This is a genomic window from Rhodopila sp., from assembly GCF_965276935.1.
GTDB lineage: Bacteria > Pseudomonadota > Alphaproteobacteria > Acetobacterales > Acetobacteraceae > Rhodopila.
Map to the genome: position 1 here is coordinate 241334 of NZ_CBDIBS010000004.1, position 25733 is coordinate 267066.

General features: G+C 65.1%; 20 protein-coding genes. 12 read left to right on the top strand and 8 right to left on the bottom strand.

The genetic code is table 11. The annotated features are described in order from the left end of the window. Nucleotides 1-213 precede the first annotated feature (213 nt). The 3 genes from ACQY4S_RS17475 to ACQY4S_RS17485 form a co-directional block, all read right to left on the bottom strand. Nucleotides 214-2019 (bottom strand): CocE/NonD family hydrolase, encoded by a 1806-nt coding sequence (locus tag ACQY4S_RS17475; protein WP_428486512.1) that lies wholly within the window; start codon nucleotides 2017-2019, stop codon nucleotides 214-216. A 207-nt stretch (nucleotides 2020-2226) separates the two neighbouring features. Next, on the bottom strand, nucleotides 2227-2919 hold the full coding sequence (locus ACQY4S_RS17480; protein ID WP_428486513.1) for an SDR family NAD(P)-dependent oxidoreductase: 693 nt from the start codon (nucleotides 2917-2919) through the stop codon (nucleotides 2227-2229). Nucleotides 2920-2931: 12 nt separating this feature from the next. Next, nucleotides 2932-3708: an SDR family NAD(P)-dependent oxidoreductase gene (locus tag ACQY4S_RS17485; protein ID WP_428486514.1), complete on the bottom strand. Its 777-nt coding sequence runs from the start codon at nucleotides 3706-3708 to the stop codon at nucleotides 2932-2934. Between the two features lie 17 nt (nucleotides 3709-3725). On the opposite strand from ACQY4S_RS17485, the gene ACQY4S_RS17490 reads away from it, so the two are divergent. Genes ACQY4S_RS17490 through ACQY4S_RS17505 form a run of 4 tightly spaced genes read left to right on the top strand, consistent with a single transcriptional unit; the run spans nucleotide 3726 to nucleotide 7093 of the window. After that, a complete protein-coding gene (locus tag ACQY4S_RS17490; protein WP_428486515.1) occupies nucleotides 3726-4721 on the top strand; it encodes an ABC transporter substrate-binding protein in 996 nt (331 codons plus the stop codon). Nucleotides 4722-4728: 7 nt separating this feature from the next. Then, nucleotides 4729-5463, top strand: coding sequence for an ABC transporter ATP-binding protein (locus ACQY4S_RS17495; protein WP_428486516.1), 735 nt, complete (start codon nucleotides 4729-4731; stop codon nucleotides 5461-5463). Beyond that, complete coding sequence (locus tag ACQY4S_RS17500; protein WP_428486517.1) at nucleotides 5460-6239, top strand: ABC transporter permease; 780 nt, start codon at nucleotides 5460-5462, stop codon at nucleotides 6237-6239. The genes ACQY4S_RS17495 and ACQY4S_RS17500 overlap by 4 nt, the downstream gene beginning before the upstream one ends. Beyond that, nucleotides 6236-7093: an SDR family NAD(P)-dependent oxidoreductase gene (locus tag ACQY4S_RS17505; RefSeq protein ID WP_428486518.1), complete on the top strand. Its 858-nt coding sequence runs from the start codon at nucleotides 6236-6238 to the stop codon at nucleotides 7091-7093. The genes ACQY4S_RS17500 and ACQY4S_RS17505 overlap by 4 nt, the downstream gene beginning before the upstream one ends. On the opposite strand, the gene ACQY4S_RS17510 is transcribed toward ACQY4S_RS17505, so the two are convergent. Further along, on the bottom strand, nucleotides 7049-7822 hold the full coding sequence (locus tag ACQY4S_RS17510; protein WP_428486519.1) for an alpha/beta hydrolase: 774 nt from the start codon (nucleotides 7820-7822) through the stop codon (nucleotides 7049-7051). The genes ACQY4S_RS17505 and ACQY4S_RS17510 overlap by 45 nt on opposite strands. Nucleotides 7823-7999: 177 nt before the next feature. Continuing rightward, nucleotides 8000-8488 carry a DUF4410 domain-containing protein gene (locus ACQY4S_RS17515; RefSeq protein ID WP_428486520.1) on the bottom strand — a complete coding sequence of 163 codons (489 nt, stop codon included), beginning with the start codon at nucleotides 8486-8488 and terminating at the stop codon, nucleotides 8000-8002. A gap of 356 nt (nucleotides 8489-8844) precedes the next feature. On the opposite strand from ACQY4S_RS17515, the gene trpE reads away from it, so the two are divergent. Then, nucleotides 8845-10374 carry an anthranilate synthase component I gene (trpE, locus tag ACQY4S_RS17520; RefSeq protein WP_428486521.1) on the top strand — a complete coding sequence of 510 codons (1530 nt, stop codon included), beginning with the start codon at nucleotides 8845-8847 and terminating at the stop codon, nucleotides 10372-10374. Between the two features lie 117 nt (nucleotides 10375-10491). On the opposite strand, the gene ACQY4S_RS17525 is transcribed toward trpE, so the two are convergent. Then, entirely contained in the window at nucleotides 10492-11085 is a 594-nt protein-coding gene (locus ACQY4S_RS17525) for a TylF/MycF/NovP-related O-methyltransferase (RefSeq protein ID WP_428486522.1), read from the bottom strand. Nucleotides 11086-11242: 157 nt separating this feature from the next. Further along, nucleotides 11243-13912 carry a tetratricopeptide repeat protein gene (locus ACQY4S_RS17530; protein ID WP_428486523.1) on the bottom strand — a complete coding sequence of 890 codons (2670 nt, stop codon included), beginning with the start codon at nucleotides 13910-13912 and terminating at the stop codon, nucleotides 11243-11245. A 442-nt stretch (nucleotides 13913-14354) separates the two neighbouring features. Between ACQY4S_RS17530 and ACQY4S_RS17535 the strand changes: the two genes are divergently transcribed. The 5 genes from ACQY4S_RS17535 to ACQY4S_RS17555 all read left to right on the top strand — a co-directional run bounded on the left by ACQY4S_RS17535 (nucleotide 14355) and on the right by ACQY4S_RS17555 (nucleotide 22241). Continuing rightward, nucleotides 14355-16364, top strand: a complete 2010-nt coding sequence (locus ACQY4S_RS17535) for a tetratricopeptide repeat protein (RefSeq protein ID WP_428486524.1) — start codon at nucleotides 14355-14357, stop codon at nucleotides 16362-16364. A 218-nt stretch (nucleotides 16365-16582) separates the two neighbouring features. After that, nucleotides 16583-17707, top strand: a complete 1125-nt coding sequence (locus tag ACQY4S_RS17540) for a tetratricopeptide repeat protein (RefSeq protein ID WP_428486525.1) — start codon at nucleotides 16583-16585, stop codon at nucleotides 17705-17707. 118 nt (nucleotides 17708-17825) lie between these two features. Beyond that, entirely contained in the window at nucleotides 17826-18707 is an 882-nt protein-coding gene (locus ACQY4S_RS17545; RefSeq protein ID WP_428486526.1) for a TauD/TfdA dioxygenase family protein, read from the top strand. Between the two features lie 166 nt (nucleotides 18708-18873). Next, nucleotides 18874-19785, top strand: a complete 912-nt coding sequence (locus ACQY4S_RS17550) for a tyrosine recombinase XerC (RefSeq protein WP_428488442.1) — start codon at nucleotides 18874-18876, stop codon at nucleotides 19783-19785. Nucleotides 19786-20075: 290 nt separating this feature from the next. After that, on the top strand, nucleotides 20076-22241 hold the full coding sequence (locus ACQY4S_RS17555; RefSeq protein ID WP_428486527.1) for a malate synthase G: 2166 nt from the start codon (nucleotides 20076-20078) through the stop codon (nucleotides 22239-22241). Here ACQY4S_RS17555 and ACQY4S_RS17560 read toward each other — a convergent pair. Then, complete coding sequence (locus ACQY4S_RS17560; protein ID WP_428486528.1) at nucleotides 22198-23145, bottom strand: SDR family NAD(P)-dependent oxidoreductase; 948 nt, start codon at nucleotides 23143-23145, stop codon at nucleotides 22198-22200. The genes ACQY4S_RS17555 and ACQY4S_RS17560 overlap by 44 nt on opposite strands. 591 nt (nucleotides 23146-23736) lie before the next feature. On the opposite strand from ACQY4S_RS17560, the gene ACQY4S_RS17565 reads away from it, so the two are divergent. Then, the gene (locus tag ACQY4S_RS17565; RefSeq protein WP_428486529.1) at nucleotides 23737-24633 is read left to right on the top strand and encodes a ferritin-like domain-containing protein; all 897 of its coding nucleotides are present in this window, start codon (nucleotides 23737-23739) and stop codon (nucleotides 24631-24633) included. A 405-nt stretch (nucleotides 24634-25038) separates the two neighbouring features. Continuing rightward, nucleotides 25039-25695: a 3-oxoacid CoA-transferase subunit A gene (locus ACQY4S_RS17570; RefSeq protein WP_428486530.1), complete on the top strand. Its 657-nt coding sequence runs from the start codon at nucleotides 25039-25041 to the stop codon at nucleotides 25693-25695. Nucleotides 25696-25733: the final 38 nt, after the last annotated feature.

Sequence of the window (25733 nt, forward strand, 5' to 3'; positions counted from 1 at the left end):
GCCTTCTGTCGGCTTCAGCATTGGCTTGTTGATATTCGACCCGCGGTTGGTCCCTCGCCCAGCCTTGAATCCCAGGGGTCGTCCACACGGGTAGGCGACAAGCGCGTGAAGGTTGCCAAGCCGCGCATCGCTGCCGTGAATGTCGCCAATCGCGTAGATACCGCGATCGGGTGGCAGCGACGCCGGCGGCAATAAAAGCGAGCGGCAAGCCTGTTACACCGCCAACAGCGGCAGCACCACGCGGCTCGGCCGGCCGGCATCCATGAACACAGTGTTGGTCGCAACGCGCCGCCGTCGTGCCAGGCCCTCCGGCTCCCCAGTATTCGGGTTCACGTCGAACTTTGGAAAGTTCGAGGACGAGACATCCAGACGGATGCGATGGCCGGGGAGGAACAGGTTCGCGGTGGGGAACAGCGTGATGCGGATGCGCGTGACTTCCTCAGGCTCGCGCAGGCGCGGGTGGGACGGATCCTCGGCGTAGCGCAGTCGCAGGATGCCATCGGTCAGGATCATGGCATAGCCGCGCGGATAATCGGCGCTGGGCGGATGCACGTCGATCAGCTTGGCGGTGAAATCGGTGTCGGGACCATTGGTGGTCACCCAGAACTCCGCCTCAACCGGCCCGACCACCTGCACCGGTGAGCGCAGTGCCTCGGTCTGGAACGCCAGCACGTCGGGGCGCGAGGCCAGCGGCAGATAGGGTGGCGTGCAACCGAAGAATTCGGGCGCTTCCACCTGATCCCAGGCGCCAGCGGAGGCCACGGGTTCCAGACTGCTCATCGCCCCGCCAATCGTCGGCACCGGGCGCACGGGGTCGAAATCATACGAAACCGGTGCAGCGGTGTCGCACGGCGGCGCAAGGTCGAGCGCAAAGTTGTTATGGAGGTAAAATGACGTGGGTTCGGCATTTGGCAGCGGCCAGTCGGCGGCGCTGATCCATCGTCCTCCATGTTCCAGCCTGCCGGCCGCGTTGCGCCGGCCGCTGCCGCCGCCCATCACGAAAATCCGGACGGACGGTTCGTCCAGCGGCGCGCCTTTCACCACGTGATCGAAGAAGCGCACCCGATATTGCCGCCAGTCCCCAGCCCATGCATCGAGCGGTGCGTCCGCACCAAACTCGACGTCGCCGAAACACGAATCGGACCGATCGCCATGCTTCCACGGTCCCAGGATCAGCCGCTGCGAACCCCGCCCCGCCCGCTTCAATCCCATGTAGTTGGAGGTCGCGGTCAGCGGATACGGATCCCACCACGATGACATATGCACGCAGGCCGCCTTCGCGTAACGATCGTGCCAACCCTCGGTCCAGATACCGAGCTGCTGCCAGAATTGATCGAAGGCGCCATGGGTCCATTGCTCGAACAGATAGGCCTCGTAGTCGGGATGGTGCCGCAACGGCGAGTGACCCGGATGCCAGGGCATGCGGGTGAACCACTCGGCGATATCCTCGGACTTCAGCGCGGCCTTCATCACCGGATCGGCCTCGGCCTCTGGCGAAACGATCGCCTGGTGGAACGCCCAGGTGACCTGCTTCAGCTCGAACGCGCCCGACTGACGAATGCCGGCCTGCCAGGAATTGGCGAAGCCGCCGCAATCCAGGATCTGCGCCACCAGGCCGGGTGGATCGAGACATGCCAGGGCCGCCTGGGTATGCGCCGCATAAGACAGGCCCATGGTGCAGATGCGCCCGTCGCACCAGGGCTGCTCCCGCAGCCAGGCGCAGGTATCGAACCCGTCCTCGCCATCCGACAGGTACTTGACGAAGCGACCTTCCGAGCCGTAGCGACCGCGCGTGTCCTGATACACCACTGCATAGCCGTGTGCGGTGAACTCGGAGGCGATTTCGGCGCGCGAGGCGGGCGTGCGATTGGCCGAGGTGATCTCACTGCGACTGGCCAAATGGCGGCCGTACGGCGTGCGCTCCATGACCACCGGAAGCGGCCCTGCTCCGTCCGGCAGATAGACGTCGGTCGCCAGCCGCACGCCATCGCGTACGGGCACCATGTGAGTGGTCAGCATCGGAACGCTCCTCAACTTTGTTGAAACCACGATATTCTTGCTCGCAGGGCGCACGTTGTCAGGGACAGCGCCGCGACAGCATGCAAAAGTCTTTTGCTTCTTTTCTCCAGAAAAGAAGGCCTTTTTTCATAAGCCACGACGTGCAGGAGTCGGTGTCGCTGTTGCCATGACGATCTGTCGCCGCGACCGGCAGCCAGTCATGTGTCCTCACGGCAGCGCCAGGCTACCTCCGTCGATCGGCAAGGCATGGCCGGTGATGCCGTGCGATTCACGGCGCAACAGCCACACGACGGCATCGGCGATGTCGCGCGGCGAGGCAATGCGGCCGGTCGGCACCGAAGCGGCGGCCTGTTCCGGCGTGATGCCAAGTTCGGCATAGCGCCGGGTCGCCATCTCGGTGTCCACCCAGCCGGGACAGAGCGCGTTCACGGTGATGCCACGCGGCGCCAGCGCCAGCGCCAGCGCGCGGGTCAACCCGACCACCGCATGCTTAGCGGCGCAGTAGGCGGTCTGGTCGGGCACGCCGCGCAGCCCCAGCACCGACGCCAGGTTGACGATCCGCCCAGTGCCGTCCGGCAGCAGCGGCAGGACCGCCTTGCAGCAGTGATAGGTGCCATGCAGGTTGGAGGCGATGATCGCATGCCAAAGCGCGTCGTCGCCGTCCAGCGGGTTGGCGCCGGCGATCCCGGCGCAGTTCACCAGTACGTCGACCTGGGAGAGCGTGGCGAAGACCGTCCGCACGGCGGCCGGGTCGGCTACGTCGCAGGCGACGAACCGGTGCGGGCAGTCCGCCACCGGGCGACGGGCCAGCACAAGCACGTCCCAGCCTTCTTGCGCCAGCCGGTCCGCCACCGCCCGGCCGATCCCGCGCGTGCCGCCGGTGACCACAGCCTGCCGCATGGCGTCCCCTGTCTATTGTGCCGTGCCGCCGCCATCAACCGGCAGCACGGCGCCGGTGATGAACGACGCGGCATCCGAGGCCAGGAACGCCACCGCCGTCGCGATCTCGGATGGATCGGCGAAGCGGCCCAGCGGAACGCCGGACCTGTAGGCGTCGGCGGAGGAGGCCGCGAACCGGTCCGGATAGCGTGCCGCCAGGTCGTCGATCACCGTCGCCAACATGGCGGTGTCGGTGCTGCCGGGCGCGATGCAGTTCACCCGGATGCCGAACCGCGCCCAGTCCAGCGCCGCCGATCGGGACAGTTGCGCGATCGCCGCCTTCGATGCGCCATAGGCGGCACTGACCTGCTTGCCGATCAGCGCCTGGTCGGACGCGATATTGACGATGGCGCCGCGCCGGCGCGCCACCATGCCGGGCAGCACCGCGCGCATCAGCGCATAGGCCGCCAGGAAGTTGACCCGGAACACCCGCTCCACCTCCGCCAGCGAGGTTTCCAGCACGGAGCCCAGGACCGTGACGCCGGCGTTGTTGACCAGGATGTCCACCGGCCCGCGTTCGGCCATCAGCGCGGCGAGGCGGTGCTCCAAGGAGCCGGTGTCGGACAGGTCGAAGTCGGGCAGGTCGAGGCCGATCACCGCCACGCCGTCTCGGGTCAGCGTCTCGAAAATCGCGCCGCCGATGCCGCCGCGATGTCCGGTGACGATCGCCCGCCGCCCCGCCAGGCCGAAACTCAGGTCCGTTCCCATCTTGCCTCCATCCCCATCGGTGTCATTCTTGCCGCCTGACATCGAAAGGGATCCCCTTGATGCGTGCCCGGCCCGCGATGCTCGCCGTCGTCGTGTTATCCGTCGTCCTGGTGCCTGTCGCGGCATGGGCGAACGACAAGATCACCTTCGGCCTGGATTGGAAAGCCGAGGCCGAGTACGGCGGCTACTACCAGGCGCTGGCGACCGGCCTCTACCAGAAAAACGGGCTTGACGTGGTGATCCAGCAGGGCGGCCCGCAGGTCAACCACACCCAGTTGCTGCTGGCCGGGCGGCTGGATTTCAACATCACCAGCAACGCCTTCCTGGCGCTGAACTTCGTCAAGGAGAACATCCCGTTCCGCACCGTCGCCTCGATCTTCCAGAAGGACCCAGCGGTGCTGATCGCCCATCCCGGCGAGGGCAACGACAGCTTTCCGGCGCTGAAGGGCAAGCCGATCATGATCAGCGCCGACACGCGGGTTGGTTGGTGGAATTTCCTCAAGGCCAAGTTCGGCTACTCGGACAGCCAGATCAGGCCGTACACCTTCAACCTCGCACCCTTCCTGGCCGACAAGAAAGCGATTCAGCAGGGCTACCTCGGGTCGGAGCCGTTCTCCATCAAGCAGGCGGCGCATTTCGATCCGGTGGTGCTGCTGGTCGCCGATGCCGGCTTCCAGGGCTACTCCAGCCTGATCGCGACATCGGACAAGCGGATCGCGCAGCAGCCGGACCTGGTGCAGCGCTTCGTCAACGCCTCGATCGAGGGTTACTACTCATACCTGAATGGCGATCCAGGTCCCGGGAACGCGCTGATCCTGAAAGCCAATCCGGAGATGACCCAGGCGCTGATCGACTACGGCCGGTCGTCGATGAAGTCGCACGGCATTGTGGACTCGGGCGACGCGGCGACGATGGGGATCGGCGCGATGACGGCGCAGCGCTGGCAGCAGTTCTACGCGGCCACGCTGGATCAGGGGCTGTATCCAAAAGGCATTGACATCAGCAAGGCCTACACCCTGCGCTTCGTCGACCAGAAGGTCGGGATGCGGCCTTGAGCCCTCGGTGCTGACGGTCAGCCATGTCGGCCGCCGCTTTCCCGGCGGCACCGAGGCGCTGCGCGACACCTGCCTGCGCCTGCACGAAGCCGACTTCATCGTCCTGCTTGGCCCCTCCGGCTGCGGCAAGTCGACCTTGCTGCGGCTGATCGCCGGCCTGGACCAGCCGGATGATGGCCGGCTGGACTGGGACAGCGGTCCTCCGGCGTTTGGCGACATCGGCTACGTGTTCCAGGACCCTACCCTGCTGCCCTGGGCCACCGCCGAGGACAACGTCTTGCTGCCGCTGCGCCTGCGCGGCGTGACGAAGCGGGCCGCCATGCCGCGGGTCCGCGACGCGCTTGCCCGCGTCGGCCTGGCCGGGTTCGAGACCATGCGTCCGCGACAGCTTTCCGGTGGGATGCGCATGCGGGTCTCGATCGCGCGCGCGCTGGTCACCCAACCACGCCTGCTGCTGATGGACGAGCCGTTCGCCGCGCTGGACGAGTTCACCCGTCACGCTTTGCAGGCCGATCTGCTGGCGGTCTGGCAATCGGCCGGCTGCACCGTGGTGTTCGTTACCCACTCGATCTACGAGGCGGCGTTCCTCGCCCGCCGTATCGTGTTGATGACCCCCCGTCCCGGCCGGATCGATCGCGAGATCGCCTCGGCGCTGCAAGCCGAACCCGAGACGCGGCTTGACCCGGCGTATGCCGAACTGGTGGCGCGGATCACCCGTAGCATGGCGGAGGCGTTGAGATGAGACGCGGCGTGCACGACAGCGCGCCGATGCGATGGGCGCCCGCACTGTTCGGCCTGCTGGCGCTGGCGCTGTGGGAGGGTGCGGTGCGGCTGTTCGACGTGCCGGTCTACCAGTTGCCTGGTCCGATCGCGATCGTCGGCGCCTTCGCGGCTGATCCGGTGGGGCTGCTGGAGGCGCTGGCCTCCACCTTGCTGGTTACCTTTGCCGCCCTGCTGGCCGCCGCGGTGCTGAGCGGCGCGATGGCGGTGGCGATGTCGGCCAGCCGGCTGGCGCAGGCGGCGATCCAGCCCTGGGCGGTGGCGCTGCAGGTCACCCCGCTGCCGGCGATCGCGCCGCTGATCATCATCTGGGTGGGCGAGCCGTTCGCCGCCCTGGTGGTCTGCGCCACGATCATCGCGTTCTTCCCGCTGTTCGCCAACACCGCGACCGGGCTGGCCTCGCCGCCGGCTGAACTGAACGACCTGTTCCGGCTGTATGGCGCCAGCCGGTGGCGCACCATGAGCTTGCTGCGGCTGCCCGCCGCGCTGCCGTTCTTCCTGTCCGGCCTGCGCATCTCGGGCGGCCTGGCGCTGGTCGGCGCGGTGGTGGCGGAACTGGTGGCGGGGTCTGGCGGTTTCGCCTCGGGGCTTGCCTACCGCATCCTGGAGGCCAGTTTCCGGCTGGAGATGCCGCGCATGTTCGCGGCGCTGGTGCTGCTGGCGCTGGCCGGCATCGTAATGAATTTCGGCCTGGACGCGGTCGGCCAGGCCATCCTGCGGCGGCGAGGCGTGGCATGAACCAGTTGCTGATCTTCGGGCGTGGTTACAGCGGCACGGCCATCGCCGACGCGGCCCAGGCGGCCGGGTTCGCGGTGACCGCGACGACCAGGGCCGGCGAGACTGGCACGATCCGGTTCGACGCCGCCGACGCGGCGATCAGGTCAGCCACCCATCTGCTGACCACCGCCGGCCCCGATGGCGACCAGGACCCTGTGCTGGCGCGCTATGGCGCGGCGATCGCGGCGGCGCCGGACCTGCGCTGGATCGGCTACCTGTCGACGACCGGCGTCTATGGCGACCGCGGCGGCGGCTGGGTGGACGAGGACACACCGGCCGCCCCGTCGCAGGCGCGCGGCCAGCGCCGCCTGGAGGTGGAGAATGCCTGGTCGGCATTTGCCGACCGCCGAACCGTCGACATCTTTCGGCTGGCAGGGATCTATGGCCCGGGCCGCTCCGCGTTGGACGACGTTCGCGCCGGACGCGCCCGCCGTCTGATCGCGTTCGGCCACAAATTCGGCCGCATCCATCGCAACGACATTGCCCGGGCCGTCGTCGCGGCGATGCGGCAGGACCGCACGATTGACCTCCCGCTTGGCCGCCGCGTGCTGAACCTGAACGATGACGAACCCTCGGAATCCGCCCTGGTGGTGGCCGAGGCGGCGGCGCTGCTGGGGGCACCGCCGCCGCCGGCGATCGGCTTGGCCGACGCATTGCCCGGCATGAGCCCGATGGCGCGCGGCTTCTGGGCGGAAAGCCGCCAGGTCGCCAGTGCCAAGACCAAGGCCGCGCTTGGGATTTCCTGGCTGTATCCGACCTATCGCGAGGGGCTACGCGGCATCCTGGCCGAGGAACTCGGCCAGCGTTCGCCGTAGCAGATCAAGGTCGGCCGGACGCGACAGCCGGTGGTCGCCGTCCTTGACCAGGATTACCCGGGCATCGGGCGTTTCGACCTGTTCGGCGATCCGCAGGGCAAGCTCCCACGGCACATCCGGGTCCGCCTGACCGTGCAGCAGCCGAACCGGGCAGTGGATCGGAATGCGCCCGGTCAGCACCAGATGATTGATGCCGTCCTTTATCAGGCCGAGGGTGATCGGCGTCGGCTCGCCATACTGGCTGGGCACATGCAGCACGCCGTCCCGCTCCAAGGTGGCGCGTTCGGCTGGCGTTGCGGCATCCCACATCAGCCGCTGGGTGAAATCCGGCGCCGCGGCGATGCCGACCAGCGCGGCCACCCGATTAGGACGGGCCAGCGCCGTCAGCAGCGCGATCCAGCCGCCCATCGACGAGCCGACCAGGACCAGCCGGCCGGCGGTCAACGCGTCGATCGCGGCCAGCGCATCGGCTGCCCAGGCGCCGATGGTGCCGTCCAGGAAGTCGCCGCCGCTGGCGCCGTGCCCGGAGTAGTCGAAGCGCAGCATCGCCTGGCCGCGTTCGGCACAGAACAGGGCGAGCGCCGTCGCCTTGTCGCCATTCATGTCGCTGCGAAAGCCGGGCAGGAAGACCACGGTCGGGCCGGCGCCTTGCAGCCTAGTCCAGGCGAGTTCGGTGCCGTTGCCGCGGTCTAGGCGTCCGGTGGTTTCGGTTCCGGTGGTCTCAGTCATCGATGTGATATCCTAAAGATCCCTATCTTGAGCTCACCTCACGGGTTTCTCAAAATTGCATGCCAAGCGAAATATAACGGGAAATCACAGCCTTTCACGAACGGAGGTACGCGGACGGGTTGTTGCTCTGGCGGCTGGTGGTACGGCTGTTGGGAACAGGCCTCATTGGGGGCGGCCTCAGCGCAGTGCCGCAACCGTCTCGGTCGCGAACTCCCGATCGGCGTCGAGCAAGGTAGTCTGGCCGCTGAACGGGTGCGCGGCTGAGTCGCCCTCGACCTCGAAGGCGCGCAGCACCGCGCCGGTGCTGTCGCGCAGCGTGTCCGTGCCGACGACGACGTTGCGCCCCGCAACCGTGCCCAGGACCACCCGCGCCGTTGTGGAGACCGTCCGTATCCGAGTGACGCGCACGTCGAGCGAGAGGTCGGCGGGCTGGCCGGGGAGCGCGATGCGCGCGGCCAGCCCGGCGCCGACCAAGTGGCCGGCCAGGGCCGTGAGTAGCTCCTCGCACTGGTCGGGCTGCGGGCAGCCCTGGACCGAGAGCGCCCAGGTCGCCGCGTTGGGGAGCGGGGCGGCGGCGCCGGTCAGCAGCGGCGTGACCTTGCCCTCGGTCGAACAGGCGGCGAGCAGCAGGGCTAGCCCGACGACGGACAAGGTGGGTTTCAGCATCGGGTGGGTTTCCTCGGGGCAGATTCGAGATGCGTGTTCATGCCGAGCGCAGCATAAGCAGGTCGTCCATGAACGTGCATACGGTGGCTTCGGGCTGTCGCGTCAAGCGACGGTGGTAAGGAGACCCCAGTTCCTTGCCGTGACGCACGGCGAGGATTACCACGCGCGGGCCGTCGAGGCGGCAAGTGATCGCGGTAGCGACACGCATCACTGGGCGTCCCCCGCACAGAACCGCACGAGCGAAATACCCGCATACGGCTCGCGGAGCAATCGTTGATCGACAAGGGGATCATCTCCGGTAAAAGAGCGGCGATCTGCATTGCCAGTGCCATTTCCGCTTCAGCAAAGAGAGCGTCATGAACGTATCCGTTCCCCCGGGCTTCGCCGCCTTCCGCCTGGCCTACGAAGCAGGGCGCGGCAGCCTGGTGTGGCGCAAGGGCGTGGCGGACCTGGAAACCCCGGTCGCGGCCTTCCTGAAGCTGGCGCACGGGCAGCCGAATGCATTTCTGCTGGAAAGCGTGGAGGGTGGCGCGGCGCGCGGCCGATACTCTGTGATCGGCATGCAGCCCGACCTGATCTGGCGCTGCCAGGACGGCCGCGCCGCCGTCAACCGCCATGCGCTTGCAGCGCCGCATGCCTTCGTGCCGGAGGTTCGGCCGGCGCTGGAAAGCCTGCGCGCGCTGATCGCGGAAACAAGGCTGGACGTGCCGGCGCATCTGCCGCCGATGGCCGGCGGGCTGGTCGGCTACCTGGGCTACGACATGGTCCGCCAGATGGAGGTGCTGCCCGACAAGAACCGCGATGTGATCGGCGTGCCGGAGGGGCTGATGGTCCGTCCCACGCTGTTCGCCATCTTCGACAACGTCAACGACGAGCTGTCGCTGGTCACGCCGGTCTATCCCGCCGGCGACATCCCGGCCGCGACCGCCTGGCAGCGGGCCGATCTCCGGCTGGCGGCGGCGGAGGCGGCGCTGGAGCGGCCGCTGCCGCATCAGCCGCCGCCGGTGATGCTGCCCGATCCGCCGGCGCCGGGATCGAATTTCTCCGCAGCGGCGTTCGTCGCAGCGGTGGCGCGGTGCAAGGACTACATCGCCGCCGGCGACGCGTTCCAGATCGTGCTTTCGCAGCGCTTCTCCGTGCCCTTCGCGCTGCCGCCGTTCTCGCTGTACCGGGCGCTGCGGCGGATCAATCCGGCACCGTTCCTGTTCTTCCTGGATTTCGGCGGGTTCTCCGTGGTGGGCTCGTCGCCGGAGGTCCTGGTGCGGCTGCGCGATGGGACGGTGACGATCCGGCCGCTGGCGGGGACACGACCGCGGGGTGCGACGCATGAGGAAGACAAGGCGCTGGAAGCCGAGCTGCTGGCTGATCCGAAGGAACGGGCGGAGCATCTGATGCTGCTCGATCTGGGGCGCAACGATGTCGGGCGGGTCTCGGCGATCGGCAGCGTCAAGGTGACCGAGAGCTTCATTGTCGAGCGGTTCAGCCACGTGATGCATATTTCGTCCAATGTCGAGGGCCGTTTGCGCGACGGGCTGGACGCGCTGGACGCCCTGGTGGGGGGCTTTCCGGCGGGGACCCTGTCGGGGGCGCCGAAGGTGCGGGCGATGCAGATCATCGAGGAGCTGGAACCGGACCGGCGGGGCATCTACGCCGGCTGCATCGGCTACTTCGCAGCGAACGGCACGATGGACACCTGCATCGGGCTGCGCACCGCGCTGGTGAAGGACGGCGTAATGTATGTGCAAGCCGGCGCCGGCATCGTCGCCGACAGCGTGGCGGCGTCGGAGTTCGAGGAGTGCCGCCAAAAGGCACGAGCGTTAGTGCGGGCGGCGGAGGAGGCGGTGCGGTTCGCGGCTGGGAAGGGTGGCGGCAACAATGCGGCGTGACGGTCCGCCGTAATCCACAACCGCCGTGTGCGCGCGGACCATCTGCCTGGAGCATGTGCCGCGATCATCCCGATCCGGTCAAGCAGGGCCTCGACAGCGGCAAGCCCGGTTCAGCGGCTACTTCAGCCCGTCTGGTTCGAACGCGATGCGCTTCATGTGTCCAAATACCTGATCCGGATTAGGCCGATCCCCGCCGCCCCTGGTTTGGGCAAAGAACTCGACCTGGACTGGAAATCCCGCGGCGAAGTCACGCAGGGCAATGACCTCATCATAAATGAAATCATCCATCAGGAAATAATATTCATCCAGCTTGAACCACAAAGCGGCGAGAATGAACAAGGTTGACGAATACAAATCCGCATCAAAATGTACCAGTACAGGTCGGGTGTGGTCCTTGCTGAAATCATCAAGGAAACTTGGAATCGAGTTCTGGAACCAGCCTTTTATGAATTGCACACGATCGTCGCCGATCTGTGGAAACACGCCGCGATTGGAGAATGCGCCGATGTCATGCATCTGCCATTTCTCGGGCAATCCAATGAAGCTATCAAAGCCATGAAAACGCGCTTGCGCGCTGGTAAATATCGTCACCATCTCCTGCATGCTCTTGCCATGCGCGACACCGAACTCGAGATAGTCGACCGGTTCATTGCGGCCGATTTTCTCGCCGGTAAAGGCATAGAACGCTGAAAGGTCTTTTGCCAGGATCACCGGCGCGGGCTTCGGCCAGTATATCGCGTCCATGGCGTGCGCGCGATTCTGCTCCCAGAGGCGTCCCTTGGTTGACATGTCCTAGCTCACCTTCGCGCTGTAACCGGTGTGGTTCTGCATGACGGCCATTACGTTCGCAATCATATAATATGAATTGTCACCAGTTGTCGGCCGAGGCGCGCATCTGTCGCCAAAGGCAATAGGCATTCCTGGCAACCGCCGCCCAGGACTTCGCAGGAAGGCTGATCTGCGCGCCATCAGGACTGATCGAGAACTGATCGATATGGCCAACGAGCAATCCCGGTTGCGGCGACTCCACATGGGCAAAGCGGGCGCTTTCGTCTTGCAGACGCACATACAGCAACGTTGAACGACCGTATGCACGAACCGCCTTGTGCAACTGCTTGATCTCGGTTTCCGAAAGGTTTCGATGCGCGTTCTTGTAGACAAAGATCTTGTCGCCGCCATGCAGGTCGTCGATGAACTTGGATCGCAGATAGGTCAGACGCCTGCACAGTTGCACAAACATCCTGTCGGCGGGCACCTGATCGGCACGAACGAAGGTGTGCATCATCATGCCGAAGCGCCGGTCGCTGGCGCCATATTCCAGGTGCCTGCCACCCTCGGGCGACCGCAGGATCGTCTGCTCCGGCGTGCCGACACCCTCGAACCCGGCGTCCAGCGCCGCGAGAAGTTGTTCCGGCCGCATTTCCGTCCAGCGGAGCAGCCCCAACGGCTCCGCACCGAAATGCCGCTGAAAAAGGCCGAACTCGCAACCAAGTCCGGTGCCGCCCATGCTCTCGAAGCTGGTGACGATGTCCTCGATGCCGATGTCATCGCCGATCGCCGGAACGACAACAGCGGGGGCGTTCCGGATCGACGCGACCGGATCGGTCCCCAGTCCCAGCAACAGGGTGCGGCGCTCGAACAGGTCTCGGCGCAACAACGGCGTTCCGCCGGGGCGGGCGTCGAGCGTCCGCCACAGCGACGTGGCCTCGGCCAGCTCGTTCTGCGCGATCAGGATGTCCAGCAGCGATATATCGAACGATACGTCCGCCGGGAACAGGTTGTTCGCCTGACGGATCACCGTTTTCGCATCATTCCATTTTTGCACCGTAATCAGCGCGTTCGCATAATCGTTGAGCAGACGAGGGTTTGGTGGGTAGCGCGCCACGTGATCAGCGAATGCGGCCAGCGCCGGATGCCATTTTTCCTGCCGGACAAGAGCGATTGCCAGCAAATGCGAAAGCGCCGGTTCGCAGGAAAATCGCCCGATGCTGGCACGCAGGAACGTCTCCGCCTCGATGTCCAGGTGATTGACCAACAGTGCATCGGCCATGCTGCGGCATACGTCGTGATTGTCGGGAAATTTCGCCTGCAGCAAGCGGGCGCGTTCCAGATAGGCCTGGTCTCGGATGGCTCCGCCTGCATCGGACAGGCGCAGGCCTGCAATCGCCAACTCGACGCGGGCCGGAAAACGTTCAATCGCGTTGCCTAACAGCACCTCGGCCTCCGTCAGCAGGCCTTGATGGTTGAGAGCCCCGGCCAGCCCGGTGATGGCCGATGTTTCGTCGGGAAAGCGCTCAAGGCAGAGGCGGAACCGCCGCGCCGCTTCGTTCCAGTCGTTCTTGCGCTCCGACAGACATGCCAGATCGAGAAGAAGATGAAGGCCTGCCCCAGCCTTTTCCACCCCCTCGGTCAGCACCTGTTCGGCTGTCGGAATGTCCGCCACCGAAACATAAAGCCGCGCGAGATGGATGTAAGGGAATGGATTGCCTGGTTCAATCGAGATCGCATGGCGGAACCGCCGCGCGGCGTCGTCCGTCAGGCCCAGCGTTTGCGCCAGCTTGCCGCTTTCCAGGGCAATGTCGATATTCCTGGAGAACCGCACCGTGGCAGCGCGAAGCGTGTTCGATGCCTTATCCCATTCGCCCTGCAACCTCGCCGCCTGGGCGGACCCGAGCGGCCCGGCGGGGAGATGCGGATATCGCTCGCAGACCGCGTCCCAGCGCTGCGCGGACCCCGCGAGATCCCCCGCCGCGTCGGCCAGCCGAGCGTGGCAAACAAGCAGCTCGGGCTCGTCTGGGAATCGGGTTATCGCACTGCTGAGAATGTCTGACGCGGCCTCGAACGCGCCTTGCTGCCGCAGCGCCGCCGCCAGTGCGGAATGCGCCTGCCAGAAGCCGGGTTCCGCGGCGATTGCGATGCGCCACCAGCGCTCCGCCGCGCTCCAGTTGCTCTGCGCCTCCTCAAGACGAGCCAGTTCGGCGGGCGGCTGTGCCAGAGCCGGGAAATGTGCAACGGCCTGGGTCAGGGCATGCCGCGCCGCGGCGACATGACCTTGCGCCCGCAACGCGCGCGCCTGGCCGATCAGAGCGTCCCTGACCTCGGGGAAGCGTTCGGCCACCACCGCCCAGCGCGCGCCGGCTTCCGGCCAGTCTTGGCAACCATCCGCCAGGCGCGCGTGCTCGATGAATACACCGGCTTCGTTCGGGAACTTTTCGCGCGCGCCCGCCAGCAGCGTATCCGCGTCCGCGGTGCGTCCCTGCCGGCGCACCGTCTGGGCAACATGCGTGACGCCCCACCAAATGGTCGGTGCAAGCGTGGTGAACTTCCACCAGGAACGTTCGGCATCTCGCCAGTCTTGCCTCACCTCGGCCTGACGGGCGAGATCGTGCCAGACCGAAGCATCTTCGGGAAATCGCTCCACTGCCGCCTTAAGCAACGCATTGGCTTCGTCGGTGCGTCCTGCTTCGCGCGTGTTTCGAGTGATTTCAAGCCACTTGCGAACGTCGTTTCCGGCCTGCGCCGCGGTCTCCCGAAGCACGTCGGTGCAGCCACCTGAGGCTCGGTCAGTCCGATGGGTCGAAGTCCGCATCTTCACATTACCCAATCGTCCCGAGGGGAAGCTGCGCTTTATGTCGCGGCGTGCCGCGGGAGGCCGAGTAGCCGAAGACCATCAGCCCGTGTCGATTATGCCTCTTGCTGCTTCAACCGAGCAAGCATCAAACGTGATTACAGACGAAAACAATTGCCTGCTGAAGCCGTCACGATTTTTGTTTTGCCGTCGCTCTCTTGGCAGTATAGTCAGCGTTGACTCGTGCCCAATGGGTTCGCGGCGGACGGGACGACCAGGTTGCATCCACGCCGCCTTGAGAATGATCAATCTTGCTGAATAACGGCAAGGTCGCAGGCAGGACAATGACATTGGCATTTCGTCAATCATGACATCCGGACCTGGCAGGGCACGGCATTGAAACGGAGGCATCTTGAAGATCACCGAGGTTGCCAACGACGCTCCTGCCCACACCGTATTCTTTTCGGAGAACCTCGAGGTCCTGTTCATAGAGGCTGCTACATCCTATCTGCTGATCACATTCAACGAGGCCGGGGAACCGGCAAACGGGCGAACGGTCTGGGGTGACGGTCTGGTCCGCTCCGCGGGGATAACGACTCTTGGTTTCATGTGCCGTTCCGCGAACTGGTTTCCACAGGCGGATATGCATGCAGCCGTCGTGGCTCTCGAACCGCTGCTGGCCCGGTTTCGGGAACGTATCCTGTTTGGCCATTCAATGGGTGGATATGGGGCAATCAAGTTCAGCCGGTTGCTTGGCGCCAGTGTTACCCTGAGCTTTTGCCCGCAATACTCGATCGATCCCGCGGATGTAGGCTTGTTTGACAGTCGCTACGTTGAGTCTTATCGGCCGGGTCTGCATGGCGGAATGCATATAGGCGCCGCGGATATCGCTGCCGCCATCTATCTTTTTCATGATCCAAACCTTATCGAGGATCAGTTGAATGTCGACCTGATCCATAGGGCGGCACCGTCAGTGCATCTCGTGCCCATGCGGAACACCGGGCACGGCACGATAGCGGCGTTTCGCGGCACTGCCGCCGCGACCGAATTGTTCAACCTGTGTCGCACCCAGGGTCCCGACGCCGTTCGGCGCCTTGCGGCGATGCGACGGCGAGGCCATCCGGAACGTCCATCGCTGATCTTGCGGGGGACCTGCAAGCGGCATCTGTCCTGGGCCGCCTCGATATTTCGCTTCGCCGGCAAAAACATGCGCCCGGAACTGGCGAGCTGGTTCGCCTGCCATATCGCCACGCTGGCGATCCAGCGCGGCGACAAGAGTCTCTGCCGCCTGATCATGCAATATGGGCTTGAAGTGCTGCCGAACGATCCACGGCCGTTGGACGCGTTCGTGCATCTTCTGGGAACCTCGGGCGACGTTCCTGGGGCGGTCGCGATGGCGCGTCGCCTGACGCAACTGGATCCGCTTAGTGTCGCCGCCAAGATCCTGCTCGCAGGCTGGCTGCAGCGAAACGGTGATCTTCAGGCCGCCTACACCGAAGCGCGCATGGTGCTGCGGACTGATCCGACGAACCTGCATGCGTTGCGAATGCTGGCCGACATCGACCGCCGCTGCGACCGGTTGGAGCAGGCCATCGCGTGGCTGCGCATCGCCGTCTCGGTCGAACCAGACGATACCGCCTTGCACCTCAAGATAGCGGCAATGCTGATACAGCTCGACGCCCTCGCGGAGGCTCGCCAGGCAGCCGAAACAGCAGCCCGGATCGCGCCGGTTGAAGCGGCGCCGTTGAAGGTGCTGGCCGAAGTCGCGCAGCGGCTGGGCGACCTTCCCAAGGCGGTTGCAATCCTGCGCCGGGCCGCGCCGTTGACCCATCGCGACGTTCAGCTTCACGCCTGGCTGGCTCACCTTTTGATGGAAGCCGGAGAATTCGAGGAAGCCCGGGAACGAGCCGAACACGCCCTGGCGCTGGAACCGGCGAATGTCGGCGCACTCTGTTCCCTGGTGGAAATTGCCCGGCGCTCCGGCAGGCCGGATGAAACCGCCAGATGGGCCCGTGCGGTGGCGCGATGCGGCAACGCTGATACGGGAAAGCTGGAATGGGCAGCCGGCGCCTTGATCCAGGCCGGCGATCTGGCCGGCGGTGGTGACGTCGCGTTGTCAATCCTTGGCCGCGACCCTTCGCATATCGGCGCGATGACCTGCCTGGCCGATATCTGTAGCCGCTCCGGCAATCTGGCGCACGCAATTGTCTGGGCGCACCGCGTCGCCGCCGCGGCGCCTGAAGACGCTGACCGACAGTATCACATCGCATCGTTGCAGATCCGTAGCGGGAATCTGGCGGCCGCCAGAACGGCGGCGCTATCAGCCCTGGCGCTTGAGCCAAACCACCGCCCTGCCCTGAACTGCATTTCGGATGTCGACGCTCGCCTGCTTGGCCCGGTCGCGGCTGAAGCGCTTGTCTAGAGCATTTTCATGGTGACTGGAACCGCTCGATCTACCACCCGCCGTCATGGCCGGCCTCATATGAGGCCGGCCATGACGAACCGGGAAGGCCCATGCATTTTTCCGGTCACCGTGGAAGCGCACTAGTTCCTTGTTTTCAGGGCCCTGCTTATCCCGGCGGGATGCCGCTGGTGACTGATTACCGGAATTCCACCCAATCCTAACGGACCAGATGCCTCATGAGCGGTCTTCTTTCAGCCTGGCGGGAGTGGCGGGATCGCCGCGACATCCTGCGAGATCTTCGCCGCCAGCAGGGCGATGCCAGCGAACGGGACCAGTTCAAGGTCAAGGATGACCTGACGTATGCCCTATCGGCACTGGAGCGGGACGATCCCGCCCAGGCAACGCAACTCTGGACCCAGTCGCTTTCCCGCTATCCGAGGGAAACCCGCAATTCACCGCTCGCGCTCAAGGTTCTTCTTGGCCTGCGCCGCTTTGATGAAGCGCAGGCGCTGATGCAAGAAGGCCGGACGAAAAATCCGCGTGAGGTCTATTTCGCGCGCAGCCTCGCGGAGGTCGCCCAGGCACGCGGCAACCATGATGAGGTCATAAGGCTCTGTGCCGACCTGCGAAAGCAGTACCCGGGCGTCATGGAAGGGTATGGTCTGGCTGCCGGAACATTCGCCGCCAAGGGTCAACTGGACGAAGCCGAGGCCCTGGCGGCAGAGACCATCAAGCGGTTTCCAGACCAGCTCATGGGATACCTGGAATACGGGCGGATCGCGGACAGGCGAATGGATTGGCCGCAAGCCTTGGCGCGCTGGCAAGTCGTTCAGCGCCAGTTCGGTCACCATATCGGCTACACCGGAACCGCCCAGGCGATGCTCCGGCTGGAACGTTACCATGAAGCCGATACGCTGCTTTCGGAAGCACGCGCTCTGTTCCCGACCAACCTGGGCATCTTTACCGAATTTGCCCGCTCGGCCCAGATGAAGGGCGACGTCATGGAGGCAAAGGAACGCTGGAACGCTGTGCTGAAACGTTTTCCGCAGCAGCCACATGGTTTTTTCGCGGCGGCCGAAGCGTTTGAGGCGCTTGGTGAACCCGCCGAAGCCGAGGCAACGCTGCGTGTGGCGATCGACCGCTTCCCGCGGGAACAACGTCCGTTCTTCGAGCTGGCACATCTGCTTCAGCGGCGTGGCAACGTGCTGGCCGCCGCGGAGGTCTGGGCCGGTTTGCGCCAGGCATTTCCCGACACCGAGGAATCCTATATCCATGGCGCCGAAGCCTTGGCGCACACCGGCCGTTCCGACGAAGCCGAGGCACTCCGCGCCGAACACCGCCGCCGCTTCGGGTCCGGATGATCGCGCCGGCTGGCCGATCCGCGTCTTAAACCACGCCGTGATACAACCCGCCCCTTGCGAGCCGCGCGTCAGCGGCCGATGATCCAGCGCAACGTCCAACCGGAAAGGCACTGACGCGATGAACGTCCTGCGCGGCAACAACGGCCCCCGCTACCGCCATATGGCCGGCTCATCCGAGCCATATGAGAGCATCACCATCGACAAGCTCACCCCGATCATCGGCGCCGAGATCGGCGGCGTCGACCTGTCCACGCCGCCGCCGAACCACCAGATGGCGGAAATCCACCGCGCCCTGGCCGAGAACTCGGTGATCTTCTTCCGCGACCAGACGCTGACGCCCGACCAGCACCTGAGCTTCGGCCGCAACTTCGGCGCACTGCATCTGCACCCGGCGGCACCGCACGCCCCCGGCCATCCCGAACTGATGATCATCCACGCCGACAAGGACAGTCCGCGCGCCAACGGCGAAGGCTGGCACAGCGACGTGTCCTGCGATCCGGAACCGCCGATGGGCAGCATCCTGTATATCCGGCAGACCCCGCCGCGCGGCGGCGACACCCTGTTCGCCAGCATGTACGCGGCGTACGAGGCGCTGTCCGACCGGCTGAAAACCTACCTCGACGGCCTGACTGCCGTGCATGACGGGGAGGAGTCGTATCGCGGCACCTATGCCAACCTCGGTGTCGCCGACAAGCCGGTCTATCCGCGCGCCGAACATCCTGTCATCCGCACCCACCCGGTCACCGGCCGCAAGGCGCTGTACGTGAACCGGGGCTTCACCAAGCGCATCCTCGGCATCCCGCGTGATGAAAGCACGGCCATGCTGTCGTACTTGTACAGCCACGTGGAGAATCCGCTGTTCCAGTGCCGCTTCCGCTGGCAGCCGAACTCGGTGGCGTTCTGGGACAACCGCTGCGTCCAGCATCGGGCGATGTGGGACTACTGGCCATATACAAGGTCCGGCTTCCGGGTCACCGTCGCGGGCGACAAGCCGGTCTAGAGCGTGATCGCCGGAGGTTGATCAGTCAGGAGGCGTGAATCACGCGATCAGACGAGAAATCAGGCCATGATCGGACATCGGCGATGATGCAACCTCAAACGATCATGGTCTGATGAGCCGCCGAACCGTTGACAGCGCACCCGCGCCATCCGGCTCGGTCTCCCGCATGACGGCGGAGGCCGCGCGCACGGCCTTCCTTGACTGGCTGAGACAGGAGCGCCACGCCGCCGCGAACACGACTGAGGCGTACGGTCACGCACTGGCCGGGTTTCTTGGGTTCCTGACGCGACATCTGGGCGCCGAACCGGACCTGACCGTGCTGGCGGCGTTGCGGGCGGCGGACATCCGGGCGTGGCTGGCGGCGCTGGCGAAGGACGAGTTGGCGGCGTCCTCCCGCGCGCAGCATCTGTCGGCGGTGCGCGGCTTCTTCCGCTACCTGAACCGGCGGCACGGCGTCGATCTGACCGCCATCCGGCTGGTCTCGACCGCCCGCGCCCACCCTGCCCTGCCGCGCGCCCTGAGCGTGGACCAGGCACGCGATGTCGCCGAACACGCCGGCGACCTGTCGGATACGCCCGCCTTGCAGGCCCGCGACATCGCGTTCTTTTCGCTGCTGTATGGCAGCGGGCTGCGTATCGCGGAGGCGCTGGGACTGGATGTGCGGGACGCCGCGGCGTTGCCGCGAAGTCCGACACTGCGGGTTGTCGGCAAGGGGTCGAAAACCCGCATCGTGCCGGTGCTGCCGGCGGTTCGCGCCGCGCTTGAGGCGTGGCTGGCGCTGCACCCGGACAAGCAGCCGGACAGTCCGCTGTTCGTCGGGGCGCGTGGCAGGCGGCTGGACCCGGCGGTGGCGCAGAGGGTGCTGCGGACCTATCGCCGCCTAAGTGGGCTACCAGAGCATGCAACGCCGCATGCGCTGCGTCATTCGTTCGCCACCCATCTGCTCGCCGGCGGCGGCGATCTCCGTTCGATCCAGGACCTGCTCGGCCATGTCAGCCTGTCGACGACGCAGCGTTATACCGCGGTCGATGAGGCCGGGCTGCTGGCGGTGTGGCGGAAGACGCATCCGCGGGGATAATTCCAAACAAAAAGACGGCGCCCGAAGGCGCCGTCGAAGTTTGGGGGGGAAACGTCATGCAGAAACGGCAGTGCCGCTGTCTGCGCTACCCACATTGGGTGGTGACATCGGGAGTCAAGCCCACGCTTGCGCGCGCGGCGCATCCCGGCAGCGATCGGGATGACGCTATCGATTTCGTGTTTTCATCCAGCGGCGACGGGTCCTGGGCTGGCGAGAGCGGGACAATCCAGCCTATATCCTCGTCCCCCACCTTGGACCACAATTTCCCTTGCCCCGCTGGAGACCATACGATGGATCATGTCGAGTCAGCCGGACTTCGTATTGCTCGGCCACTGTACGATTTTCTCGACACCGAGGCCTTGCCGGGGACGTCGGTTGGGTCGGATGCATTCTGGGACGGGTTCGCGGCGTTGTTGAAGGACCTGGCGCCGCGCTGCAAGGCGCTGCTGGACAAGCGCGACAGCATCCAGGCGCAGGTCGATGCCTGGCATCTGGCCAACAAGGGCAAGCCGGCCGACGCTGACGCTTACCTCGGCTTTCTGCGCGGTATCGGCTACCTGGTGGACGAACCGGCCGATGTCGCGGTCAACACGACGCATGTCGATCCGGAGATCGCGACAATCGCCGGTCCTCAACTTGTCGTTCCGGTCACCAATGCGCGTTACGCGCTGAATGCCGCCAACGCCCGCTGGGGCAGCCTGTACGATGCGCTGTATGGCACGGACGCGATCCCGGAGGATGACGGCGCGACGCGGGGCCGAGGCTACAACAAGATCCGCGGCGATCAGGTGGTGGCGAAGGCACGTTTGGTCTTGGATGACGCCGCGCCGGTTGCCTCCGGCAGCCATGCCGATGCGACCGGATACGCGGTGAAGGACGGTATCCTGGTGGTTGCTCTGAAAAACGGTGCCGCCACCGACCTGCGGGATCCTGATCAGTTCGCCGGCTATCGGGGCGAGCCGTCCGCGCCATCGGCAGTGCTGTTGAAGCACAACGGTCTGCACCTCGAAATCGTGATCGACCGCACGAACCCGATCGGCAAGGACGATCCGGCCGGTGTGGCGGACGTGATGATGGAAGCGGCCATTACCACCATCCAGGACTGCGAGGATTCCATCGCCGCCGTTGATGCCGCCGACAAGGTGCTGGCCTACCGCAACTGGCTGGGCCTGATGAACGGGACACTGCAGGACACGTTCGAGAAAGCCGGGCAGATGATGACCCGCAAGCTGAACGCCGACCGGCAGTATACCAAGCCCTCCGGCGGCAGCCTGTGGCTGTCGGGGCGCAGCCTGATGCTGATCCGCAATGTCGGCCATCATATGTATACCGATGCGGTGCTGGATGCGGCGGGGCGGGAAATCCCGGAAGGTTTTCTGGATGCCCCGGTCACTGCGCTGATCGCGATGCATGACCTGAACAGCAAGGGGCCGATCCGGAACAGCCGAGCCGGGTCGGTTTACATCGTCAAGCCGAAGATGCATGGGCCGGAGGAGGTGGCGCTGACCAGCGACCTGTTTGGCCGTATAGAGACGATCCTTGGATTGGCGCCGAACACGCTGAAGATGGGCATCATGGATGAGGAGCGGCGGACGTCGGCCAACCTGAAGGCGTGCATCGCGGCGGCCAGGGAGCGGGTGGTCTTCATCAACACCGGGTTTCTGGACCGCACCGGCGACGAGATCCATACCTCGATCGAGGCCGGCCCGATGATCCGCAAGAACGAGATGAAGGGAACCGCCTGGATCAAGGCGTACGAGGACCAGAACGTCGAGATCGGCCTGGAATGCGGATTGCGGGGCAAAGCGCAGATCGGCAAGGGCATGTGGGCGGCGCCCGACCGGATGGCGGACATGCTGGTGGAGAAGATCAGCCATCCGATGGCCGGCGCGAACACCGCATGGGTGCCGTCGCCCACCGCCGCGACCTTGCACGCGCTGCACTACCATCAGGTCGATGTCGGCGCGCGGCAGACCGCGCTGGCGTCCCGGCCGCGAGCCCCCCTAAAGGATCTGCTGACCATCCCGGTGGCCGAGGGGCAGAACTGGTCCCCTGATGATCTCCGGCAGGAGTTGGACAACAATTGCCAGGGCATCCTGGGTTATGTGGTGCGTTGGATCGACCAGGGGGTCGGCTGCTCCAAGGTGCCAGACATCCATGATGTCGGGCTGATGGAGGATCGCGCGACGCTGCGCATCTCCTCGCAGCATATCGCCAACTGGCTGCATCATGGCGTGGTGACGCCGGCGCAGGTGACCGAGGCGCTGCAACGCATGGCGCTGATAGTGGATCGGCAGAACGCCGGTGACCCGCTGTACAAGCCGATGGCGCCCGGCTTCGACGGCGTGGCGTTCAAGGCGGCCCGCGACCTGATCTTCGACGGACGCACACAGCCAAACGGCTACACCGAGTTCATTCTGCACCGCCGCCGGCGCGAGGCGAAGGCGGCGGCCTGAGGCGTGGCGGGAACAACCGCGGCGCGTCTTGCGATGCAGACCTGACGACGGTGGAACGCATTAGCGAGCCGCCGCTCGGTCCATTGCCGCCAAGATGGCGCCGAATCGCTCTTGTAGCTCGGCCCGCCAGTCCGCACCGGAATGCGTGAACACATAGAGTTCGTCGTTCCGGATCGCGGCAAGAACCTGCGCGGCAACATCGGATGGGTCGAGTCCTGCCCGGCCGAGTTCGGTCGAGCCGGGCGATGAGCTTGCCCGCTGTGCTTGCGAGGTCCGGTGTCCGCATCGGGCCATAGCGCTCCGGCCGATTACGCCCACTCTCCCAGATGCGGGTTCGCACAAATCCGGGACACAGCACGGTCACGCCGATGCCAAGCGGGGCGACCTGCATTGCCAACCCTTCCGACATGTTGACCACCGCGAACTTGCTTGCCGAGTAAGGGCTGAACCCAAGCCCGCTGTTCATGCCCGTTATCGACGCGGTGTTGACGATGTGGCCGCCTTCACCGTGGGCGCGAATATGCGGCAGGAAGATTCGGATGCCGTGCAGGACCCCCATGAGGTTGACGTCGAGCACCCATCGCCAGGTGTCAAGCGAGATGTTGTCGATACCGCTGCCGCCGCCAACGCCGGCGTTGTTGCAGACCACATGGACATTTCCGAATGCCTCGTATGAGGCGTTAGCCGCACGCTCGACACTGGCAGGGTCGGCAACATCGCACGGAATGCCGCGCACGTCCGGTGCGGAATCGTGCAGACTCCGGACGGCGGCGGCCAATGCATCCGGCTCGATATCAGCGAGCATCACTTTCATGCCCGCGTCCGCAAAGGCACGGCCGAGCGCGAACCCGATGCCGCTTGCTCCGCCAGTCACGAAAGCTGTCTTACCGGCGAGTTCCCGCATGACTTTCCCCTTGCCACCTCCGCCGACGTTCCCGCCCTGCCCGAGCGGTGTGACATCTCCGCTCCATCTTGGACATAATGCCGTTCTCCCGTTGCGCAGGCAGGGGTAAACCCTACGCCATGCCCAGCCGCGGTGCGATGGCGTGCGTATCCTTGCTGCTGGCCAGTGTGGCCGGGGCAGTCGCTTGGTACAGGTCCAGTTCGACCGCGCCGCCGAAAGCCGCGACGCCGTCCCGCCCTTCCCACCCCGCGTCACTGAAGGCAGAGCTGGTCGCCCGATGACCTCCGACAGGAGGCCGGATGCAGCCGAACGGCTACACCAAATTCATCCTGCACCGTCGCCGGCGGAGGGCGCGCGGTAACACCTACGATCCGGGCATCTGGTCACAGCGCAGCCCAGGAAGATCGTGGCTTCGACGAAAATAGGTGCATGGTCGATCCGTTTTAGTCAAATATCGCAGATGTTGCGATAACGAATAATACTAGTTGTGCAGATCGATGTTGCTTTTTCTTTGTTGGCACCGGCAAAGATAGCCGGTCGGAGGTCCTCAGCCGACGCCATGTTTGTTTGATGGAATTAAAAGGAAAGCAAATGGGAACAAGACGCCACCTGTTGACCCGGGCTGGATGGAGCGCGGCCGCGGTCGGCGCGGTTGCATCACTGGGCTTTGGCAATGCTAAGGCAGCAAGCGGTCTCGATCCGCTGCTGAACCTCGGCTTTCAGCCCAACAACCCACCCAGCGGCGGATCGGATTATGACATTCTGAACTTCGCCTTGAATCTTGAATATTTGGAAGCGGAATTCTACCTACGCGCGTTGACAGGCGTCGGCTTGTCGGCAGCCGACACATCCGGGGTGGGCACCAAGGGTACCGTCACAGGCGGCGCAGCGGTGCCGTTTACAACAGCGGCGATGGCACAATATGCCGCCGAAATCGCGGCCGACGAGCAGGCGCATGTGCGATTTCTTCGAGCCGCTTTGGGCGGCTTGGCGGTTGCGGAACCAACCATTGATCTTTCCAGAAGCTTCACCACGGCCGCGGTCGCGGCCGGCCTGATCCCGGCGGGCGGGACCTTCAATCCGTTCGCGGACGAAACCAGCTTCCTGCTTGGTGCCTACCTCTTCGAAGATGTCGGCGTCACCGCCTATCATGGTGCCGCGACGCTGATTCAAAGCAAGACGTATCTTGATGCGGCGGCGGGCATTCTGGCGACCGAAGCTTATCATGCGGCCACCGTGCGCACGCTGTTGTTGCAGATGGGGCAGGCACCTGCCACGGCGGCGATCTCCGCCTTGCGGGCAGCGGCATCAGGCGTGGCTGACGACCAGGGTGTCACCTTGGGCGGGGTCACCAACATCTCGCTGGGCGACGGCAATGCAATTGCCTATGATCGCTCAACCGCTCAGGTCTTGAACATTGTCTATCTTGGCGGGGCAAGCGGCGGCTACGGGTTCTTCCCGAATGGCTTGAATGGTGCCATCGCATAGAACGGCATTGTCCGACATTGACTTAACCTTAGACGATCGCACTGTTGAACAAATAAACCTGGAGTCTCTCAACCTGCTGGACGCGCGTCTATCACTGGACGCGCGTCCAGCAAACTTAATAACGTTACATTTGATAATTTCGTGCAAGGAGACGCCCCTGTCGGTTGGTTAATGCGCGCCGCTCGTGCAGCATGTCCGCTTGATCATCGACACGTCGCGTGTGATTGCCGATCGCAGGGTCCAGCGCGATTTCACCGCGTCATGGTGGCGGACGGTCCTGGCATCCGCTTGCGACACGTCAGGAATTATTGATCCTGACGAGTGGACGAGTGTTCCGTTGCCACCAGCTTCAATCCGCGCTCAGATGTCGGGCAGCAGCATCCAGTGCCCGAGGAAGCCCTTCGCATGATCGACAAGTTCGTGCCCGACATGGCAACGGCCCTGGCCGGCATCGCCGACGGGTCCGTTATCCTGCTGCCCGGGTTCGGCAACGGCATGCCGGAAGCCCTGGCGCAGGGTCTGCTCGCACAAGATGCGCGGAACCTGACCCTGGTGGCGAATGCCGGCGGGCGGGAGGCCGGGCCGACCGCTGACCTGCTGGCGTCCGGCCGTTTCCGCAAGCTGGTCTGCAGCTATGTCCGCGCCGACAGCGTCGCCGGCCGCCTGTTCGCCGCCGGCAGGCTGGAATTGGAGATCGTGCCGCAGGGCACACTGGCCGAACGCCTGCGCGCGGCTGGTGCCGGCATCGAAGCATTTTATACCCCCACCGCCGCGGACACGCTGCTGGCCGAGGGCCGGGAGACGCGGATTATCAACGGCCGCAACTGCGTGCTGGAATTTCCGATGCATGGCGATGTCGCGCTGGTGGACGCCTGGGAAGCCGACCGCTGGGGCAACCTGACGCACCGGGAGAGCGCGCGGAACTTCAATCCGGTCATGGCGATGGCGGCGAAGCTGACCATCGTGCAGACCCGCCATGTCGTCGCGCTGGGGGATATCGCGCCGGCCAACGTCCACACACCCGGCGTCTTCATCCAACGCGTGCTGCACGTATCGGCGTGACGTGGGCCAGCATGACGAAGCCGGCATAACGGAGGAAA

What these genes read in the sequence shown, in the direction of transcription:
- ACQY4S_RS17545 (WP_428486526.1), top strand. Translation starts at nt 17,826, where the DNA reads ATGAACGTCCTGCGCGGCAACAACGGCCCCCGCTACCGCCATATGGCC.
- ACQY4S_RS17505 (WP_428486518.1), top strand. Translation starts at nt 6,236, where the DNA reads ATGAACCAGTTGCTGATCTTCGGGCGTGGTTACAGCGGCACGGCCATC.
- ACQY4S_RS17570 (WP_428486530.1), top strand. Translation starts at nt 25,039, where the DNA reads ATGATCGACAAGTTCGTGCCCGACATGGCAACGGCCCTGGCCGGCATC.
- ACQY4S_RS17480 (WP_428486513.1), bottom strand. Translation starts at nt 2,919, where the DNA reads ATGCGGCAGGCTGTGGTCACCGGCGGCACGCGCGGGATCGGCCGGGCG.
- ACQY4S_RS17485 (WP_428486514.1), bottom strand. Translation starts at nt 3,708, where the DNA reads ATGTCAGGCGGCAAGAATGACACCGATGGGGATGGAGGCAAGATGGGA.
- ACQY4S_RS17555 (WP_428486527.1), top strand. Translation starts at nt 20,076, where the DNA reads ATGGATCATGTCGAGTCAGCCGGACTTCGTATTGCTCGGCCACTGTAC.
- ACQY4S_RS17500 (WP_428486517.1), top strand. Translation starts at nt 5,460, where the DNA reads ATGAGACGCGGCGTGCACGACAGCGCGCCGATGCGATGGGCGCCCGCA.
- trpE (WP_428486521.1), top strand. Translation starts at nt 8,845, where the DNA reads ATGAACGTATCCGTTCCCCCGGGCTTCGCCGCCTTCCGCCTGGCCTAC.
- ACQY4S_RS17510 (WP_428486519.1), bottom strand. Translation starts at nt 7,822, where the DNA reads ATGACTGAGACCACCGGAACCGAAACCACCGGACGCCTAGACCGCGGC.
- ACQY4S_RS17540 (WP_428486525.1), top strand. Translation starts at nt 16,583, where the DNA reads ATGAGCGGTCTTCTTTCAGCCTGGCGGGAGTGGCGGGATCGCCGCGAC.
- ACQY4S_RS17550 (WP_428488442.1), top strand. Translation starts at nt 18,874, where the DNA reads ATGACGGCGGAGGCCGCGCGCACGGCCTTCCTTGACTGGCTGAGACAG.
- ACQY4S_RS17515 (WP_428486520.1), bottom strand. Translation starts at nt 8,488, where the DNA reads ATGCTGAAACCCACCTTGTCCGTCGTCGGGCTAGCCCTGCTGCTCGCC.
- ACQY4S_RS17490 (WP_428486515.1), top strand. Translation starts at nt 3,726, where the DNA reads ATGCGTGCCCGGCCCGCGATGCTCGCCGTCGTCGTGTTATCCGTCGTC.
- ACQY4S_RS17565 (WP_428486529.1), top strand. Translation starts at nt 23,737, where the DNA reads ATGGGAACAAGACGCCACCTGTTGACCCGGGCTGGATGGAGCGCGGCC.
- ACQY4S_RS17475 (WP_428486512.1), bottom strand. Translation starts at nt 2,019, where the DNA reads ATGCTGACCACTCACATGGTGCCCGTACGCGATGGCGTGCGGCTGGCG.
- ACQY4S_RS17560 (WP_428486528.1), bottom strand. Translation starts at nt 23,145, where the DNA reads ATGCGGGAACTCGCCGGTAAGACAGCTTTCGTGACTGGCGGAGCAAGC.